19 protein-coding genes are annotated in these 19,627 nt (G+C 41.0%); 16 read left to right on the top strand and 3 right to left on the bottom strand.

Translation table 11 applies throughout. The features are described 5' to 3' along the window. Positions 1–4 precede the first annotated feature (4 nt). The 16 genes from CDOM16188_RS06765 to CDOM16188_RS06690 are packed head-to-tail and all read left to right on the top strand — an operon-like array spanning position 5 to position 16,562. Complete coding sequence (locus CDOM16188_RS06765; protein ID WP_172200650.1) at positions 5–394, top strand: NAD(P)H-quinone oxidoreductase subunit 3; 390 nt, start codon at positions 5–7, stop codon at positions 392–394. After that, entirely contained in the window at positions 376–885 is a 510-nt protein-coding gene (locus CDOM16188_RS06760) for an NADH-quinone oxidoreductase subunit B family protein (protein ID WP_169941957.1), read from the top strand. The genes CDOM16188_RS06765 and CDOM16188_RS06760 overlap by 19 nt, the downstream gene beginning before the upstream one ends. Next, complete coding sequence (locus tag CDOM16188_RS06755) at positions 885–1,679, top strand: NADH-quinone oxidoreductase subunit C (RefSeq protein WP_172200647.1); 795 nt, start codon at positions 885–887, stop codon at positions 1,677–1,679. The genes CDOM16188_RS06760 and CDOM16188_RS06755 overlap by 1 nt, the downstream gene beginning before the upstream one ends. After that, a complete protein-coding gene (nuoD, locus tag CDOM16188_RS06750; protein ID WP_172200644.1) occupies positions 1,680–2,906 on the top strand; it encodes an NADH dehydrogenase (quinone) subunit D in 1,227 nt (408 codons plus the stop codon). Continuing rightward, on the top strand, positions 2,903–3,127 hold the full coding sequence (locus tag CDOM16188_RS06745) for an NADH-ubiquinone oxidoreductase subunit E family protein (protein WP_169941964.1): 225 nt from the start codon (positions 2,903–2,905) through the stop codon (positions 3,125–3,127). Before nuoD ends, CDOM16188_RS06745 begins: the two co-directional genes overlap by 4 nt. A 10-nt stretch (positions 3,128–3,137) precedes the next feature. After that, positions 3,138–3,872, top strand: a complete 735-nt coding sequence (locus CDOM16188_RS06740; protein ID WP_172200641.1) for a hypothetical protein — start codon at positions 3,138–3,140, stop codon at positions 3,870–3,872. Positions 3,873–3,886: 14 nt separating this feature from the next. Continuing rightward, positions 3,887–6,235: an NADH-quinone oxidoreductase subunit G gene (locus CDOM16188_RS06735; RefSeq protein WP_172200721.1), complete on the top strand. Its 2,349-nt coding sequence runs from the start codon at positions 3,887–3,889 to the stop codon at positions 6,233–6,235. After that, a complete protein-coding gene (nuoH, locus tag CDOM16188_RS06730; protein ID WP_172200638.1) occupies positions 6,232–7,221 on the top strand; it encodes an NADH-quinone oxidoreductase subunit NuoH in 990 nt (329 codons plus the stop codon). The genes CDOM16188_RS06735 and nuoH overlap by 4 nt, the downstream gene beginning before the upstream one ends. Beyond that, on the top strand, positions 7,218–7,952 hold the full coding sequence (gene nuoI, locus CDOM16188_RS06725; protein WP_172200635.1) for an NADH-quinone oxidoreductase subunit NuoI: 735 nt from the start codon (positions 7,218–7,220) through the stop codon (positions 7,950–7,952). The genes nuoH and nuoI overlap by 4 nt, the downstream gene beginning before the upstream one ends. Beyond that, on the top strand, positions 7,945–8,478 hold the full coding sequence (locus CDOM16188_RS06720; protein ID WP_172200632.1) for an NADH-quinone oxidoreductase subunit J: 534 nt from the start codon (positions 7,945–7,947) through the stop codon (positions 8,476–8,478). Before nuoI ends, CDOM16188_RS06720 begins: the two co-directional genes overlap by 8 nt. After that, positions 8,465–8,770, top strand: coding sequence for an NADH-quinone oxidoreductase subunit NuoK (gene nuoK, locus CDOM16188_RS06715; RefSeq protein WP_169941973.1), 306 nt, complete (start codon positions 8,465–8,467; stop codon positions 8,768–8,770). The genes CDOM16188_RS06720 and nuoK overlap by 14 nt, the downstream gene beginning before the upstream one ends. Positions 8,771–8,778: 8 nt before the next feature. Further along, on the top strand, positions 8,779–10,623 hold the full coding sequence (gene nuoL, locus CDOM16188_RS06710) for an NADH-quinone oxidoreductase subunit L (protein WP_172200718.1): 1,845 nt from the start codon (positions 8,779–8,781) through the stop codon (positions 10,621–10,623). Continuing rightward, entirely contained in the window at positions 10,616–12,133 is a 1,518-nt protein-coding gene (locus tag CDOM16188_RS06705) for an NADH-quinone oxidoreductase subunit M (RefSeq protein WP_172200629.1), read from the top strand. Before nuoL ends, CDOM16188_RS06705 begins: the two co-directional genes overlap by 8 nt. Then, entirely contained in the window at positions 12,126–13,616 is a 1,491-nt protein-coding gene (gene nuoN, locus CDOM16188_RS06700; protein WP_172200626.1) for an NADH-quinone oxidoreductase subunit NuoN, read from the top strand. Before CDOM16188_RS06705 ends, nuoN begins: the two co-directional genes overlap by 8 nt. A gap of 24 nt (positions 13,617–13,640) precedes the next feature. Further along, complete coding sequence (locus CDOM16188_RS06695) at positions 13,641–16,019, top strand: hypothetical protein (protein WP_172200623.1); 2,379 nt, start codon at positions 13,641–13,643, stop codon at positions 16,017–16,019. 18 nt (positions 16,020–16,037) lie between these two features. Continuing rightward, positions 16,038–16,562, top strand: coding sequence for a hypothetical protein (locus tag CDOM16188_RS06690; RefSeq protein ID WP_172200620.1), 525 nt, complete (start codon positions 16,038–16,040; stop codon positions 16,560–16,562). An 88-nt stretch (positions 16,563–16,650) separates the two neighbouring features. Here CDOM16188_RS06690 and CDOM16188_RS06685 read toward each other — a convergent pair whose 3' ends face one another. From CDOM16188_RS06685 to CDOM16188_RS06675, 3 genes are read right to left on the bottom strand one after another with little or no spacing between them, the layout of a single operon-like run. Further along, positions 16,651–18,582, bottom strand: coding sequence for a transglycosylase domain-containing protein (locus CDOM16188_RS06685; RefSeq protein WP_172200617.1), 1,932 nt, complete (start codon positions 18,580–18,582; stop codon positions 16,651–16,653). After that, complete coding sequence (gene maf, locus CDOM16188_RS06680; RefSeq protein ID WP_172200614.1) at positions 18,579–19,124, bottom strand: septum formation inhibitor Maf; 546 nt, start codon at positions 19,122–19,124, stop codon at positions 18,579–18,581. Before maf ends, CDOM16188_RS06685 begins: the two co-directional genes overlap by 4 nt. Then, positions 19,124–19,618: a 3-isopropylmalate dehydratase gene (locus CDOM16188_RS06675; protein ID WP_172200611.1), complete on the bottom strand. Its 495-nt coding sequence runs from the start codon at positions 19,616–19,618 to the stop codon at positions 19,124–19,126. Before CDOM16188_RS06675 ends, maf begins: the two co-directional genes overlap by 1 nt. Between the last annotated feature and the right edge of the window lie 9 nt (positions 19,619–19,627).

The raw sequence follows: 19,627 nt of genomic DNA, 5'->3' as shown, positions 1-19,627 counted from the left end.
TTTCGTGTCACACTCCGAAACTAGCGGTTTATATTTCGGCGCTTTTGTCATACTTTTTTTAGCGACTTTCGTTTTTAGCTTGATTGTCTTTTTATCAAGCAAGATAGGCGCAAAATTAGCAAATAAAAACTCCGAGCGTCTAAAGCTTGCCATATACGAGTGCGGACCTGAAACGATAAAGCAGCCAAACCGCATAAATACTCACTATTTTACATACGCGATACTTTTTATTCTTTTTGACGTTGAGGTTGTATTTATGTTTCCGTGGGCGGTTGATTTTAAAATTTTAGGAGTTTTCGGATTTGTTGAGATGCTGCTTTTTATCACGCTTTTATCGGTCGGATTCATCTATGCTTGGGGGAAAGGAGCGTTTGAGTGGCAGGGCGTGAAATGAATTATGCCGCAAACGGCGGTTTGCCGGTAGTTTTAACGACAGTCGATAAGCTTGTGCAGTGGGGTCGTAGTAACTCGCTTTGGGCGCTTAGCTACGGGCTTGCATGTTGCGCGATAGAGATGATGGCAAGCGGGGCTAGCAGGTATGATTTTGATAGGTTTGGAACTATTTTTAGAGCCTCGCCAAGACATTCGGAAGTGATGATAATCGCAGGCACCCTTACAAAAAAGCATGCCGAATTTACAAGAAGACTATATGATCAAATGGCTGAGCCAAAATGGGTCATATCCATGGGAAGTTGTGCAAACACGGGCGGTATGTTTAATACCTATTCAACGGTGCAGGGTGTGGATAGAATAATACCTGTTGATATCTACTTGCCGGGTTGTGCTCCGCGCCCAGAAACTCTTCAATACGCACTCATGATACTTCAAAAGAAAATTCGCAAGCAAAGCGCCTTTAGAGCTGCAAAACCAAAGAGGCTGATATGATGAGGGAGTATAAAGATAGAAATAACGCTCAGAAAAAGCACTACTATAAAGACAGCTTTTACATACCTGAAAAGACGCAGAAATTTGACGTTTACGGGAGTAAATTTGAGGAAGACATGGAGGCTTTGGCTAGTGTGGGAGTTCAAATTTTAGACTCATATATAGAGCTTGATCAGCTTGTAGTGTATGTAAATAGCGAAGAAAATTTAAAAGCGCTTGAAATTTTAAGAGAAGTTGGATATGAAATTTTATGTGAAATTTCAGCTGTTGATTTTATCGCCGGCAAGGGCGGTTTTGAAGTGTTTTATCAGCTTTTATCCGTATCAAAAATAAAGCGCGCAAGGCTAAAGTGCTTCGTAAAAGAGCGCGAAATGCTTGCAAGCGTGACGCCACTGTATAAAAGCGCAAATTGGTCCGAGCGAGAGATGTATGATATGTTTGGAATTTTAATCAAAGATCATCCGAATTTAAAGCGTCTTATAATGCCTGATGATTGGCACTCGCACCCGCTTTTAAAGAGCTATCCGCTTCACGGCGACGAGCAGGCGCAGTGGTATGAGGTCGATAAAATTTTCGGACGTGAATATCGAGAGGTCATAGGTCCTGAAAATCGCGACAGCGCAAGGGTTGATAGTAAAGATACGTTTAATTTTTCAAGAATTTATCATGAGGTTGGCAAGGGCGAGCCTCCAAGAGATGACAGAGTGCTACAAGAGTACCAAGAGGATGAGGGCGTGGCGTTTGTAAAAAAAGCAAAGCGCGACAAAGCTAAAATTTTAAAGAAAAGACCGTAAATGCAAAATCCAAGCAAACTTAAGCCGTTTTTTGAAAATATCGAATTTGAAGAAAATGACGGCAAGATGATACTAAATTTCGGTCCTCAGCACCCTTCGGCTCACGGGCAGCTTAAGCTCGTGCTTGAGCTTGACGGCGAAAAGGTAGTGCGCGCCATGCCTGAAGTGGGCTTTATGCATAGAGGCGTTGAAAAGATGGCCGAAAACATGACCTTTCAGGAGTTTTTGCCGGTAACGGATAGAGTTGATTATATAGCCTCAAGTGCGAACAACTACGCACTTTGCGCAGCGGTTGAGAAGCTTTGTGATATAGAAGTGCCAAGAAGAGCGCAGGTGATTCGAACGATTATATTAGAGCTTAATCGCATAAGTTCGCACCTGCTTTTTTTGGCTACTCACGCACTTGATGTTGGCGCTATGAGTGTGTTTTTGTATGCTTTTAGAGAGCGTGAATATGTCCTTGATCTGATGGAAGGGTATTGCGGGGCTAGGCTAACTCATTCAAGCGTTCGCATAGGCGGCATGCCACTTGATTTGCCAAACGGTTGGCTTGCGCAGATGACTGAGTTTTGTGATAAATTTCCAAACGATATCAAGACTTACGAAACTCTTTTAAGCGATAATAGAATTTGGCGTATGAGGCTTGAAGGAGTTGGCGTCTTAGGCAAAGAAGACGCTCTTGGTATGGGCTGCTCGGGCGTTATGCTAAGAGCAAGCGGAGTGCCTTGGGATATCAGAAAGGCAGAACCTTATCTTATCTATGATGAGCTTGAATTTGACGTTCCTTACGCTACCAGCGGGGACTGCTACGCTAGATACAAGCTTTATATGGAGGAGATGAGGCAAAGCGTTAGGATTTTGCTTCAATGCGCAAAGCTTTATCATACTACTAGCCCTGAAATTTTAGCCAATTCGCCGCAGTTCGTAAGCGCAAGCAAAGAGCAGATCATGACTCAAAACTACTCTTTGATGCAGCATTTCGTGCTTGTTACTCAAGGACTAAGAGCAAAGCAGGGAGAAGTTTATCACGCTACCGAGTCGCCAAAGGGCGAGCTTGGATTTTATATATATTCAACCGGCGAAGCAAGCCCTTATAGGCTTAAAATTCGCGCTCCTAGCTTCTTTCACTGTGCGCTTTACGAGCATCTTTTAGTAGGGCAATATATCGCCGATGTCGTTACCATAATCGGCAGTTCAAATATCATTTTAGGCGAGATAGACAGATGAAAAGGGTTGATTTGAGGCACTTAAAAGCCAAATTTGAACGCGAATTTGAACGATGCGTTTTGAAGCTAAGAAGCGGTGAGGTCTGTATCTATCTTTTTGAGATCGGGGATTTTGAGTGTATAGAAAGGTGTGCGAATTTGGCTGTTAGAAACGGGTGTGAGATAATGAATTCGCTTAAATTTAACCAAGTTGATTGGATGATGGCGATAAAGAAGAATTAAAAGGCGGGATATGAAATTTAGTGAATTTAACGGCGGTAAGACTTTAAGTATGGCAAGTTTGCTTAGCGTGCAAAATCCAAATTTGGCTGAGAGGTTAAAACAAAACGAGTTTTTGTATATCTCATGCTTTGAGGATCAAATTTTAGGCAACGAAAATCTAATAAGATGCGAGATAGGAGCCATTAGCTATGTGCTTGCTCTTATTTGCAAATACTGCGCGGAGGGATTAAATTTAACTCCTAAGGCGCGCGAATATCTAAGCGAGCTTGATGAGGGATTTTTAAGCGGCGAAAGTAGCGTAGGAGAAGAGGAATTTGAAGCTATTGCCCAGTTTTTAGGTGATGCCAAAAACATCATCATCGACAGCACGTTTTTTACTCATCCTGATTCAAAGCTTATCTTTGAGTTTTTAAATTTGCTTGATTTAAACATCGTGCTAGCGGACGGCGAAGCTAAAGAGGTTGAGACTAGCGGAAATTTAACCGAACTAAAAGAGCTTGAAAGCTTTGACGGAAGCGTTGTTTTTGGGCTTGTCGGAGAGAGCGGCGAACTTGTAGGTTCTGCTTCGTTTGCGGCGGCTGCTAAGATAAAAGATGGCGATGAGGTGAGTATAAAAGCGTGCAATCTTGACATAACGCGTAAATTTAGGCTTGATAGCTTGATGAAAGGAACGGTTGGAATTTTTAACGACGCAAAGGTTGATGGCTATAACTTTAAAGTTGCAAAAATTTCAAAAATAGGCTAAAGATGAGCGAGCAAATAAGCGTTTTTATCGACGGTATCCACTGCAAGGCGGATGAAAGCGAGAGCATACTAAATATCGCAAGACGCAACGGTATCTATATCCCTGCGATTTGCTATCTTAGCGGCTGTTCGCCTACGCTTGCCTGCAGGCTTTGCATGGTCGAAGCAGAAGGGAAGCGAGTATATAGCTGTAACGCCAAGGCAAAAGACGGCATGGCAGTGGTTACAAATTCGCCAGAGATAATATCCGAGCGAAACGCCATTATGCAAACTTACTGCATAAATCACCCTTTAGAATGTGGGGTATGTGATAAAAGCGGCGAGTGTGAATTGCAAAATTTAACCGCTCTTATGCAGGTTACCGCTCAAAACTACGCGATAAAAGACACTCATAAACCACACGTAAAATGGGGCAAGATAAGCTATGACCCCGCTCTTTGCATAGTTTGCGAGCGATGTATAACGGTTTGTAAGGACAAAATAGGCGAGGGCGCTTTAAAAACCACTGCGCGCGGAGGCGATCAGGTCGCAAAAGAGATGAAAGATCTCATGCCAAAAGACGCCTTTGCCGTGTGGAGTAAATTTCAAAAGAGCCTTATTGCGCCAAGCGGCGGCGAGGAGCTTGACTGCTCTTTTTGCGGGGAGTGTACGAGCGTATGTCCCGTAGGAGCGCTTGTGGGAAGTGAATTTAAATACAGCTCAAACGTATGGGAATTAGAAAAAATTCCCGCTGCAAATCCTCATTCAAGCGACTGCGAGCTGATTTATTATGATGTAAAAACTACTGGCATAAGCGAGCGAAAAAGGAAAATTTATAGAGTCAGTAACGATTTTCACTTCGCTACACTAAATCCCGCTGCAAGATACGGATATGACTTTGCCAATGAAAACGCCTCAAAAGATGAAGAGAATTTTAAAAATATAACCCGGAAATTTCGCCTAGGAGAGGTTAAAAATATCATATTTAACAGCTTCATAACAAACGAAGAGGCTCTTATTTTAGAGCTTTTAAGGGAGAAATTTGGCTTAAATTTGGTAAATAACGAGGCAAAAAGATATCAGGAATTTTTAAACGAGTATGCTAAATTTAGCAGCGAGAGCTTGTATAACGGCGACGCGGCAAGTCTAAGCAAAACGGACTTTATTATAACCGCGGGAAGCTTCTTAAGATACGACGCTCCAAACGCTAGTTATGCCTTAAATAATGCGCTTAAGATAAACAAATCATCGGCGATCTATTTTCATACGGTTGCTGATGAGGTTGTGAAATCCTACTCTAAAAATTTGCTTTTCATAGAGCATAAGGCGGGCGTTGAGGCTAAAATTTTGCTATGGATATTGCATGAATTTGGCGAGAATTTAGATGAGGATACAAAGGAATTTCTGGATAGAAATTTGATAGATATTGAAGTGACTGAAGGTGAAGAGACTAAGATCAAAAAGCAGCTAAAATTTGCCGACGAGCTTGGGATTGATGAAGCTAAAATAGCCGAACTTAGAGCTAAAAAAGAGAGCTTTGCTCTTGTTGTCGGAGAGGACTTTATCTATCATGAAGAGGCGCTAAATTTGGCTTCGCTTTTAGGAATGATCGCTAAATTCAGCAAATTTAAGGTTGTTATATTGCCGCCTCGCACAAACTCGCTAGGAGTTGCTAAAATTTGCACTTTGAGTGAGCGCGAAAGCGGCTTTAGCTTCGGCTACAACGAAAAAGCCGACTTTAGTATGAGCGTATATGGAGGTGATCTTTGTGCGCCTGCACTAACGCAGCAAGAGGGCACATTTGTAAGTTACGACAAGCGCGTAGTGCCTACAAATGCGGCTTTGCCATATCTTGGCTATACGCTAAACGATCTTGCAAACGAGCTTGGGCTTAAGTCTCGCTATACCATAGACTACACGCCAAAGCTTGCTAGAGTTGGCGAATTTAGCGAAGTGAAATTTGATGATTTGCAAAACTATTACGATAATGCGGGAAATTCGCATCGCGGATATCTTTTAAATGCCGTAGATATAGAGGCGCAGGCTAAATTTGAGTTTGATAAGCTGAAATTTGATGAGCAGGAATTTAGCGTTTATAAAGCAAATCCTATTCATCAGTTTTCAAAATTTACAAACAGAGCTTCGCAGTTAAACGAAGTAGGAGCTCTTTATGCTTCGCAGGCATTTTTGGATAAATTTGAGCTCTGCGAAAATGAGGCGGCAAAGATAAAGTTGGGTGATAAAATTTTAGCCCTTCACGTTAAGCTTGATAAAAATTTAAGCTCATGCGTGGCATATATCGGTGAATTTGACGAAAAGATAGATATAGACGCGTTTTTTGAGAGCAGATATGCAAATTTAGAGATTTTAAAGGGTGATAGATGAGCGGATTTTATATCGTAGAAACCATCGTAAAAGCTCTTATCATCATCACGGTTTTTGCTACTCTTGCGGGACTTGGAACCTATGCAGAGCGAAAGGTGCTAGCTTATATGCAAAGGCGCGTTGGACCTAGCATGGTAGGACCTGCCGGCATACTTCAACTTGTCGCCGACATGATCAAGCTCTTTACTAAAGAGGATATCGTGCCGCAATTTGCCAATAAAAAAGTATTTTTAATAGCGCCTTTAATCTCGGCCATAGGAGCTTTTGCAGCGCTTGCTACGGTGCCGTTTTTGCCAGAATTTGAGCTGTTTGGACATACGGTTAGGCCAATACTTGCCGATGTGGGAGTCGGAGTGCTTTATGTGCTTGGAGTAGGTGCCGTTTGCGTATTTTCTCCGCTTCTTGCAGGGCTTGCAAGCCACAATAAATACGCTCTTATCGCGGCTGCTCGTGCGGGCATGCAGCTGGTTAGTTTTGAGGTCGTTACGGGACTTTCGCTTTTAAGCGTCATTATGATGGTAGGTTCGCTTTCGCTAATAGACATAAACAACTACCAAGACGCGGGGCTTGGCGGTTGGCTTATCTTTAGACAGCCACTTGCGTTTGGACTTTTTTTGATTGCCGCATTTGTGGAGACCAATCGAACGCCGTTTTGTCTAACGGAAAATGAAACCGAGCTTGTAGCGGGATATGGCACGGAGTATTCGGGCATGCGCTGGGGTATGTTTTTTATCGGCGAATATACTAATATGATAACCGCGTCGTTTCTTGTTAGTCTTATATTTTTAGGCGGATTTAATCCCGTCTGGTTCGTGCCAGGCGCTATTATGATCATTTTAAAAACGGCATTTATATTTTTCTTTTTTCTTTGGACGAGAGCGGCTTGGCCTCACGTAAGAGCCGATCAACTAATGGGTCTGTGCTGGAAGGTTTTGATGCCTTTAGCCGTGGCTAATATCTTGATAACGGGGCTGGTGCTGGTATGAGCGAATATGTTTTGATAGATACTCCGACTCCGCCGAGCGGTAAATTTGAGAAATTTAAAAGATTTGCCTCTCGCGCGATAAAATTTGAGCTATTTGCGGGGCTTTGGGTCGTTTTACGCGAGATGATATGGGGCAAGTCTCATACCGTTTTATATCCGCTTGAAAAGATCGAGCTAAGCCCAAGATATCGCTCGGTGCATAGACTCATGAGGTTTGTCGAGAGCGAAAATGAGCGGTGTATAGGGTGCGGGCTGTGCGAGAAAATTTGCGTAAGCAACTGTATCGCTATGCAGACTAAAGAGGGCGAAGATGGACGCAAAAAAGTGCTTGAATACTCCATAAACTACGGCAGGTGCGTTTATTGCGGGCTTTGTGCGGAAGTTTGTCCCGAGCTCGCTATCGTGCACGGAAGCGAATACGAAAACGCAAGCGAACAAAGAGCGTATTTTGGGCTTAAAGAAGATCTTTTAACTCCAATTAGCGAGCTTAAAAGCCAAGTCGAATTTAGCGGATTTGGTTCGCTTGGCGAAGATGCGGATAGGTTTGTGAAAAAAACGCCTACTGCGTATAAAAATTTAGATGAAATTTTACGTGAAGAGGTTTATGAGGAAATTTCAAGAGAGGAAGCTTTGAAAGAAAAAGAGCGCAAAGAGCTAAATTCGGATGAAAATTTAAATGCCGAGCAAGCGGTTAAAGAAGGCAAAGATAAAAAGGACGGAAGCGATGCTTGAGGCTGTTGCGTTTTATATCTTTGCCGCATTTACTCTTGCTTGTTTTGCTATAAGCGTGTTTAGCAAAAATGTCCTTTACGCGATGACTTCGCTTGCCGGAGGCATGATATTTGTTTCGGGATTTTTCTTTTTGCTTGATGCGGAGTTTTTAGGAGTGGTACAGATCATCGTATATACGGGTGCGGTTATGGTGCTATACGCTTTTTCGATGATGTTTTTTGATCTTAGTAAAGATGTAAAAGAAAGCAGAAGCAAGGCCGCTTCAAGGCTCATATATACGCTTGGCACACTTAGCGCACTTATACTTGTGCTTATATTTGCAGCTCCGATAGCTTCTGCAAATTTGGAGGCTAGATATCCTATCGTTGAAACTATGGGCAATATAGAGATGATTGGAATTTTGCTTTTTACCAAGTATCTTGTCGTCTTTGAGCTGGCTGCTGTTATGCTGCTTGTAGCTATGGTAGGAGCTATCGCACTTGTGCATAAGGATATGGATAAAGGAGTGAGCGATGATAACGCTTAGTCACTATCTCATCGTCGCTGCGCTGATGTTTGCGCTCGGGCTTGTGGGTATAATAAAACGAGGAAATCTTATAATGCTCTTTTTTTCAACCGAAATTTTGCTAAATTCGGCAAACGTAGCTCTTGCCGCGATATCAAAATTTAACGGCGACATGATAGGGCAAATTTTTGCGTTTTTTATTATCGCTGTTGCCGCAAGTGAAGTAGCCATAGGTCTTGGCTTGCTTGTGCTTTGGTATAAAAAGACGGGCTCGATCGAAATTTCAAGCTTAAAAAGCATGAGGAGCGAGTGATGAGTATAATGACTCTTTTTGCCGTGGCTTTATTTGCTCCGCTTTTTGCAAGCATTTTGGCTGGTGCGTTTTCACATACCGCACGATCTGCTTTTGTGGGTATAGCTTGCTCGTTTTTGATAGTTTCAAGCGCGCTTGCATCCATAGCCTTGCTTACTTTAGTAAGCGTTGCGGGTGCGATAGAAGTTTATCTTATGGATTTTATTATAGCGGGTGGGTTTGAGAGTGATTTTAGCTTTATGCTTGATGACGTAAGCGTGATCATGATGTGCGTAGTGGGTGTAGTAGCGAGTGTCGTGCATATCTACTCTATCAGCTATATGGCTAATGATAGCGGGTTTAACAGATACTTTAGTTATCTTGGACTCTTTGTCTTTTCTATGCTCGTTTTGGTTTCAAGCGATAATTTTATAGGGCTGTTTATCGGCTGGGAAGGCGTAGGACTTTGCTCGTGGTTGCTTATCGGGTTTTGGTATAAAAAGCCTCGTGCAAGCTGGGCTGCAAACGAAGCCTTTATCATGAACCGAATCGCGGATCTTGGCATGCTTGTGGCGATATTTTTGATATACCGCGAATTTGCAAGCGTGAGATATGTAGATGTGTTTAGGATGGTGCCAAATTCAGACGGCGCCTTGCTTGCTTTGATCGCTTCGTTTTTATTTATAGGTGCGATGGGTAAGAGTGCGCAGTTTCCGTTTCACACTTGGCTTGCCGACGCTATGGAGGGACCTACGCCCGTTTCAGCGCTTATACATGCAGCTACTATGGTAACGGCAGGAGTTTATCTGGTAATTAGAGCAAATTCCATCTTTGCCGCCGTGCCTGAAATTTCAAACTTCATAGCGTATCTTGGAGTATTTGTGGCGGTTTTTGCAGCCTCTATGGCGGTTGTAAATAACGACTTGAAAAAGATAATCGCCTACTCGACGCTATCTCAGCTTGGATATATGTTCGTAGCCGCAGGGCTTGGAGCGTATTGGGTGGCGCTTTTTCACCTTGCTACGCATGCGTTTTTTAAATCGCTTCTGTTTTTGTGCGCGGGCAACGTAATGCACGCCATGAACGATGAACTTGATATAAAAAAGATGGGCGGGCTTTATAAATTTATGAAAATAACCGCGATATTTATGATAATAGGCTCTGTAGCGCTTGCGGGATTTTATCCGTTTGCCGGCTTTTTCTCAAAAGATAAAATTTTAGAAGCGGCTTTTAGCAGCGATAAATTTGTTATCTATGCTTTGCTTTTAGCCGGTGCGGTTATGACGGCATTTTACAGTTTTAGGCTGATTGTGCTTGTATTTTTTGGCAAAGCTAAATTTGAGCATGAACCACATGAAGCAAGCAGATCAGCTCTCATATCGCTTATGCCGCTTGTGATTTTGGCCCTGTTTGCAGGGTTTTTTGAACATAAATTCGAACTTCTAACGGAAAATATCTTGCCTAAATTTGAATTTGATATACCAAGCGGCACGAGTTTAATTATGATATTTGCCACGCTTGCGCTTGTTTTGATCTCTACGATTTTTGCGGTATTTGCTTACAAAAAAGAGATTTTTAAAAGTAGTTTAGAGGAGCTTAAAATTTACAAGCTGCTAAAAAACGAGTATTTTATCCCGCAAATTTATAGGAGAGTTTTTATAAACGGATACTTTAATTTGGCTAAAATTTGTAAGAAATTAGACGAAGCGGTTATAGATAAGAGTGTCGATTTGGTTGCGGTTGTGATATATAAATTTGCAAATTTTTCAAACAGCATGCAAAGCGGAAATCTATCTCTTATGTTGCGCCTCATGGTTATAGGTTTTGTCATACTGCTTACTTTGGCGTTTTTTATTAAGGTTGTTTATGCTTAGTTTGGTTGTATTTTTCCCTGCGCTTGCCGCGATGCTTGGGTTTTTGATAGAGGAAAAAAGTATCAAGGTCTATGGGGTTTGCATAGCGTTTATAGAGCTTTTGCTTACTCTTTTTATATGGCTTGGTTTTGACTCGACCAATAGCGGATACAGCTTCGTAAATCAAATTTCGCTCATTGAATTTCTAAACATAAATTACCTTGTGGGTATCGACGGAATTTCTTTGTTTTTGGTTGTTTTAAGTGCGTTTATGACTCTTGTATCTTTAATCACTCTTACTATAAAAGAAAATTTAAAGCATCTTATCATCTCGATTTTGTTTTTAGAGATGACTATGATGGGCGTATTTTTAGCGCTTGATGCGATTTTGTTTTATATATTTTGGGAGCTTAGTCTGCTTCCTATGCTTTATATCATCGGCGCATGGGGAAGCGGCAAGCGAATTTACGCTGCGGTTAAGTTTTTTATATACACGTTTTTTGGCTCTGTGTTTATGCTTGTTGCGATCTTGGTGATGGCTTATTATCACTACGATATGAACGGAGTTTGGAGCTTTTCGCTTCTTGATTGGCAGGGGTTAAATTTGCCCGAAAATACTCAAATTTGGCTCTTTTTAGCATTTTTTATAGCTTTTGCAATAAAAACACCGATGTTTCCGTTTCACACATGGCTTCCATACGCTCACGGACAAGCCCCTACCATAGGCTCTACGCTGCTTGCCGCGGTGCTTCTTAAGATGGGCACTTACGGCATAGTGAGATTTTTACTGCCGTTATTTACCGACGCAAGCGTGATGATGTTTGATATGGTAGCGATATTGGCCGTTATAATGGTGATTTATACCGCGTTTATAGCTTACGCTCAAGATGATATGAAGCAAGTAATCGCCTATAGTTCGATATCCCATATGGGTATTGTGGTGCTTGGCGTATTTTCTATGAACGTAGAAGGCGTTAGCGGGGCGATATTTTTAATGATAAGCCACGGCGTAACTAGTGGCGCTCTGTTTTTGCTTGTAGGCGTGATATATGAGCGAAGACATACCAAGATGATAGCCGAATTTGGTGGGCTTGCCGCGGTAATGCCTCGTTTTGCTCTTGCTTTTGGCGTAGTGATGTTTGGTAGCATAGGACTTCCTCTTACGATAGGATTTGTGGGAGAATTTTTAAGTCTGCTTGGAATTTTTAAGGCGAATTTCGTTTATGGAATTTTAGGCACGGTGGGCGTGATAGTGGGCGCTGTTTATATGCTTCATCTTTTTGCTAGGGTATTTTACGGAGAATGCAAAGAAGAAAATTTAAAGCTTGCGGATCTAAATTTAAACGAATTAGTCGCTCTTGTACCGCTTTGCTTGCTTGTTATTTATCTTGGCGTTAGACCCAATGCGGTTTTAGCGCCTATTGATTTAAGCGTGAAAACCATGGTTGAGAAGATGCATGTAAATGCAAAAACCAAAAAAGCAAAGGAATTTATAGAGCATTCAAACAAGCTAGGAGGGAGCGATGAGTAATCTTACTCTTTTAAATTTACAAGAGCTAAATTTAGCCTCCATAGCGCCTATGCTTTCGCTTATAGTTTTTGGGCTGTTTATACTATGCATCGGCACTTTTAAAAAGGATCTTTCGCGCACTTTTTATACTGTTTTTTGCCTTATCGCCATAATGCTAAATATCGGCATAGTTATTGATTCAAACCGCATGATGAGTGGATTTTTCGGTCTTATGGTGATAGACGGCATATCTATCATCTCTCAGCTTGTCATACTTACGGCTTCTGCGCTGTTTATACCGCTTGCACTTAGTACGAAGCGGTTTTTTGAATACGAGATGAGCGAGTATTACGCGCTATTTTTGTTTATGATAGCCGGATTTGAATTTATGGTTAGTAGCAACAACCTTATCTTGATATTTATCGGGCTTGAGACCTCATCTCTTGCGCTTTATACGCTTATCGCGCTTCATAATAAACTAAAATCCATAGAAGCTGCGATTAAATATTTTACTATGGGTGCTTTGGGTGCCGGATTTTTCGTGTTTGGTGCGGCGATGTTTTATCTTGCAAGCGGAAGTTTGGAGATAAATTTCACCGGAGAGGTTATCAGGGATTTAAATTTGCAAGATAGCATGGTGGTTATATTAGGGTGCGTTTTTATGTTTAGTGCGATTGGATTTAAACTATCTTTGATACCTTTTCATACATGGGTGCCCGATGTCTATGAGGGCACAAACGCCCCTCTTGCAGGATACATGTCGGTAGTGCCTAAAGTCGCAGGATTTATAGTGGCGATGAGGCTTTTTGAAAGTCTTGCAAATTCCGGCATCCAATGGGTGCACGATATGCTTTATATAAGCGCGGTTTTAACGATGACTATAGCAAATTCGATGGCTCTTGTGCAACGCGACGTCAAGCGAATGCTTGCTCTTAGCTCCATAGCTCACGCTGGCTTTGTGCTTTGCGCGATAGTTGTCGGCACAAGTGGGGCTAATACTGCGCTGTTTTTGTATTGGATTATGTTTTTGTTTGCGAATTTGGGCGCATTTTCGATGCTTTGGGTTGCACGCTGTGATGATACGGTGTGTTGGGACAGGAGATTTAAGCACCCTTACGAGAAATTTGCAGGACTTATAAAGACTTTGCCAAGCTATGCCGTGATAATGGCTATTTTTATGGTTGCGCTTGCTGGGATTCCTCCTTTTAGCGTCTTTTGGGGCAAAATTTATCTCATTTTTGCAGCCGTTGCAAGCGATCACATCGTCTTAGCCGTGATTATGGTTTTAAACAGCGCTTTGGCGATTTATTATTATCTAAAGCTTGTTGTTTATATGTTTTTAAAAGAGCCTGTGGTTAAAGATAAAAACCTCTACATAGCAAATACTTCAAACGCTCTTAAAGTTATCGTCGGCTTTGCGGTCATCACTACTTTAACGGCGATGCTTATGATAAATCCGCTGCTTGAGTTTATCGCTAAATTTGTAGTTGCAAGTGGTTTTTAAAATTAAACATCATATAATATCAATATGAAAAAATTAGCCATTTTATCTATTTTCCTTCTTGCTCCGCTTCTTGCGTTTGGCTTTTCTTTGACCTTAAATTCAGGCAAAGAGGCAAATAGAACTTATAGCGTCCTTCATCTAAAAGACGAGAAGGAATTTAGCTGCAAGGAGCAAATTTTAGCTTACGATAAAAAGCTTTATGTATGCGAAATTTCTAGTAGTTCAATCCCTAAAATAGATGACAAGATACTCTCTTTGGTTAAGATAAATTTCACTCAAGATGAAAATACGACCAAGATAACCATAACTCCGCACGCAAATTCAAAGCTGATAAGCTATAAAAGTCCGCTTTTTGGAAGTAGCGACGTAAAAGAAAGCAAAGATGAATTCGCTCTTCATCATACGATACTCATAGATCCTGCTTTAAGCGAATTTGATAAGCCAAAACGAGACGGCATAAATTTCGCTCCCAGCTTTAATGATATGAAACTTCCAAGCGTGGGAGCTCTTGATCTGAACAAAGCTCCGATAGAAAACCCCGATAGCCACGATATAAATTTATATCTTGAAATCAAAAAAGACTATGACGCTAGGCGCTACGAAGCGGTTTTAGTTTCAACTCAAACGGCTTTAAAAAGATATGCAAACAGTATATTTGCAAGCGAGTTTATGCTTTATCGCTTGCGAGCTCTTGATAAAATTTTAGAAAAAGAAGAGAATTATAATGAAATTTTGCCTATGGATATCGCAAACGAAGGCAAAGCATGGATGAGACGATTTGCTTCTGATGAAAATTACTCCGAAGTGCTTTATCTCGTTACTAAATCATACATCAGGCAGGATATGATGAGCGATGCGAACTACACTCTTGATATACTGATGAACGAGCATTCAAACTCGCTTTGGACGAAGATGGCGATACTTGAATTTGCAGATAAAATTTACAAAACGGGCAAAGCCGCCGACGCTATAAAAATGTATGAAAAGGTTCTTTACTCAACTAGTAGCGTAGATGTGGCAAGCAGAGCCGCTTTAGCCTTAGCGCAAACCAGTATAAATGCGGCGAAATTTGAGCAAGCTAAAGATTATATACTAAAAATTCTAAACGCAAATGAGAGCTATCTGCTAAACGATATATCTCAAGCCATGGAGCTTGCTGCCGTGTTTCACGAGCGCAAAATGGACGATGTGGCTTCAAGAATTTATGAGATCATAACCCAAAACTCTAACAGAAACGATGATCACTATGAAATAGTGCTTAAAAATTTAGCCCTTAGCTTAAGTAATACAAAAGATGTCAATAAGGCGTACGACTACTTAAAACGCTATAAAGATGAGTTTAAGGAGGGCGAATTTATCTCGCAAGTTCAAATGGGGCTTGATAGACTGTTTTTTGAACTTAACGAAAATAATGCAACCAAACTTCACGAATACTACGATACTCTTATGGATAAATACGGTAAAAATGAAATAGCCCAAAGAGCTCTTAAAGAGCAGACCGGCTTATATCTAAAAGAGGGAAAATTCAGCGATGTGCTTCGCTATACAAACACGGCTCGCGATATGAACGATACGGAGGCGATCATTAGCGTAAATAATGCGGCTTTGGCGCTTGCTAATGAGATGATTCGCCAAGACAACTGCAAAACGGTGGTTTCGCTAGTGGAAAACTATGATATAGGCGGTCGTATAGAGGCGAAATTTAAGCTGTTTAATTGCTATATGAGGCTTTTAAGGTTTGAAAGCGCTTATGAGCTAGCACGTGCTAATATAAATTCGCAAGATATGCTTGATCGTATCGAGTGGCTCATAAATTTAAGCTCCGCACTTATTAAAGTAGAAAAGTATGCCGAGGCTTTGCGCGTGGCTGATGAGGCGCTTGCTATCGCAACTAAAGAAGAGTATGCGGACGTTTCGCCTGTGCTTTTTTATCGCTTTGAAGCTTTACTTAAACTTAACCGAATAAGCGACGCGGTAGCTACCATAAGCGCGATAGAGACGCTTAGAGAAGATGATTTTAAGGTTATTGAAACCTATGATAAAATTTCAAGCGCAACTTATGCAAGTAGCGATTTTGTAAAATCCGCCGTCTATGCCAAAAAAGCCATTGATCTACAAAAAAGGCTAAATATCACTACCTTTAGCCCGAAAATAAATTTTGAATACATTGATTCTTTAAATAGGCTTGATAGGCTTGATGAAGCGGTGCAAGCATCAAAAGAGCTTGTAGGCTCGCGACTTTTGCCAAGCGATAGAGCCAGAGCGCTTGCTCAAATTTCAGAGATTTATATCAAGCGTAAGCAACCAAGCGAGGCGAAGCCTTATATAAAAGAGTGCTTGGAGCTAAATTTTGAAAATTCATGGAAGAGTATCTGCGAGCAGCAATTAAGGCTCGTGGAGTAGGGCGCAAGGAAGCCGTTCTTGAATTTGGACGAGAAATTTAGCCTGATACCGGGATATCTAAAGCTAAAATTTAATAAGCTAAGAAAAATTAGAGCTTACGTTTTAGCTCCTTTTTACGCGTGGATTTGCGTGCTTGCCTTGTTTATCCTGCTTATGCCTTTTGAATTTGCTTTAAAGTCTATCGCAAGCTTGCTTGAAACTCCTGAGCATACTGTTTATTGGGCTTTATGTATCGGTGCTTTTATTTTTTCGCTTGCTTTTTTCTTGCGTAGAGTAAGGAGAGATAAGAGCCTAAAATTTAGCCTTTTGTTTGTAAATAACCCTAGACTTAGCCTTAGAATTTTTAAACTTGAAATGGCTGTGTTGTTTTTTATGTTTATCGGAAATTTACTGATTTTGTTTATTATGTTGTTTTTTATTGATTACTTGGATGTTGGGATTGTGGAAAATTTTCTTGCATTTTCATATCCTATCTGTTTTTTGGTTTTTATAGCTTGCGTTTGGGCGAATAAAATTGAATTTGAACCAAAAAGTGAAGTTTAACAAGAGCTGAAATGTGCTGCTCCTATTTCTTCTTGTTATCTAAATTTTGGAATTATCTTTTAAGCAAATGTATTAATTAAGAGGATGATTAAAATATCATCCCTTCGTTATCCTGCTTGATTAGATTATCCTGAGCGTCTTGCTTTGGAAGTGGTGAAATTTTCGTATAAAGTTCGTCTTTGCCTTCATATATCGTGTGAAAAACACCCTCTGGTTCGGTAAAATTTTTCTTTGAATTTGGAAATTCCTTCATATAACTTTGCACAAATTTTTTAAATACAGGCGCGGCTGTTCGTCCGCCACCCTCGATTTTTCTCATCGGAGTGTTGTTATCGTTGCCGTACCAGACGATCACTTGAATTTCAGGAGTATAACCGCAAAACCATGCGTCTATGTTGTTATTTGTGGTTCCCGTTTTACCCGCAACCTGCACGCCCGCGATTTTGGCGTTTTGTCCGGTGCCGCTGTTTACGACGGTTTTTAGCATATCGTTCATTAGGTATGCCTGCTCAGGTTCGGTTACTCTTGTGCGTTTTGGCTCGAAGATAGTTTCTATGTTTTGCGCGCTCATAACCCTGCGAATGAGCGTTGGCTCAACCATCTCGCCCTGATTTGAGAATATAGAGTAGAATTTAGAAAACTCAAGCGGAGAGATCCCAAGGCTTCCGAGTGCTACTGACAAATCTTTTGGCACGTTTTTAAAGCCAAGCTCGCTTAAGCGTTTATAAACAGTATCAAGTCCGATTTCGCTAAGCAAATTTATAGTTGCTAAGTTTCTTGACTGACGAAGCGCTTCTTTAAGTGTGATATAGCCTTGAAAGCCGCCGCTATAGTTCTTAGGCTTCCACGCCTCTTGATTTTTACCCGTATCAAACACACGCGAGATATCAGCAGCCTTGCTCATCGGCGAGTAGCCCAGATCAAGCGCTATCTGGTAGATAAATGGCTTAAAGCTAGAGCCCGGCTGCCTCATACTCTGCGTAGCGCGGTTGTAGTTGCTTTTGGAGTAATCAACTCCTCCGACAAGCGCCAAGATACCCCCGTCTTTGGGTGATGTTACTACGATAGCTCCGTTTAGCACCGAAGCGTTTGCGTCCTTATCTCGCTTTAAAATTTCATTGTGCCCGAATTTAAGCGCCTCTATCGCCATATCCTGAATCTTTAGATCAACGCTTGTTTCGATGATATATCCGCCTGTTTTTATGTCGTTAAAGTGTTTTGAAGCCTCTTTTATAACCTCATCTACGATATAAGGAGCTTTATTTTGCGTAAGGGTATCATCATATACGACAGGCGTTTCCATGAGAGACTTTTCATACTCTTCTTTGTTTATCCAGCCAAGTATATTCAGCCTCCAAAGAACGTTGTTTGCGCGACTTAGCGACAAGTCAAGATGTCTGGTAGGATCGTATGTGCTTGGAGCTTTTGGAAGACCCACGAGTATGGCTATCTCTTTTAGGCTAAGTTCGTTTAGCTCCTTTCTAAAATACCCCTTTGCCGCTGTTTTTATGCCGTGATAACCATGTCCGAAATATACGTGATTTAGATACCTTTCTAAAATTTCTTCTTTGCTAAGCTCGTTTTCAAGCTTCATGGCAAGAGCCATCTCTTTTATTTTTCTTGTAAATTTCTTCTCGCGGGTTAGGACCATATTTTTTACGAGCTGCTGAGTGATGGTGCTAGCACCCTCTACAAGCTTTCTAGCCTTGATGTCTTTTATGATCGCTCTTGTGATGGCTTCTGGATTTACTCCGCCATGCTCAAAAAAGCTAGTATCTTCGATCGCCACAAGAGCTTCTATAAGGCGCGGAGGTATCTCGTCGTATCTTGCGTAAATTCTATTTTCTTCATCAAAGATATTAGCGATTAGCTCGCCGTTTCTATCGTAAATTTGAGTCGTTAGCTTTGGCTTGAATTCGATGATGTTTGTCGCATCAAATCGAATTTGCGAGTAAAGATAGATAATTGCCGCGCACGCGGAAACAAATACGATAAAAAGAAACGAAACTATATATCTCATAAAAATGCCTTTAATTGTTCGTAGTTTAACCCTCTGGCGGTGCTTTCGTTGCCTGTTTGTTTTAGGATGTATTTTTTGTTAAATCCTTCTATCATCATGGCTCCGGCTTTGCCTTGCCACTCGCTGCTTTTGATGTAGGCTTCAAGCTCTTTTTCGTCAAATTTACCAAACTCATAGGCCGTTACGCTTACGTTTATAAGCTCGAAATTTTCGCCTAAAAATATCATCGCGGTTATTATCTTAGTTACGCTTTCGCTTTGTAAATTTAGCATTCTGATAGCATCTTTGGCATCTTTTGCCTTGCCTAAAATTTCATCCCTGCACACGACTGCGCTATCTGCAAGAAGTATGTTTTTTAGATTCGGATGAGATTTTAAAAACTGCTCTTTTTTGCTTTGAACTATTTTTAGGACATAGCTTGCGGGAGGCAGTTTCTTGCTTATACCGCTTTCGTCAAATTCAAAGGAAATTTGCTTGAAATTTAACCCGTTTTCTTCTAAAATTTTAGCTCTAGTAACCGAACTTGAAGCTAAAATTATCATCAAAACCCCCTGTATGCGACACCAAGATAGGTCGCAAATAAAGCCGCAACAACGTTAAGCGGTATAAAATAATAAATTATTACGATTAAATTTTCGTGAAGCTCGATATACTCGCTATCATCGATTGATTTGATAGCTTTTTTTAGCCTATATGTTACGTAAAGGACGTTTATGAGCAAGAAGGCAAATATCGTCCATTTTGTCGCTATTATCGTGTTTGACATAGGATCTGCGATCTTTGAATAGTCGCTATCCTTGATAAGAATGCCCGTTATCGCCATCACCGATAAAGCCGCATAAACCGCGTATCCAAGGCGCTTAAGAGCCTCTATAACCATCAAGTATCTTTTGTGGTTGTTTGCTATGCCTTGCATGAAAAATTTACACATAAACCAAAAGCAAGCCTGAAATCCTATAAATACTATAGTCGCGCTTATGTGCAAAAACGGAATGATGTGGCTTAACTTTGCAAATGCGATGTTAAATTCGGGCATTTCTATCCT

Source organism: Campylobacter sp. RM16188 (assembly GCF_012978795.1).
Taxonomy (GTDB): domain Bacteria; phylum Campylobacterota; class Campylobacteria; order Campylobacterales; family Campylobacteraceae; genus Campylobacter_A; species Campylobacter_A canis.
This window is presented reverse-complemented; position numbering and strand designations above follow the sequence as displayed.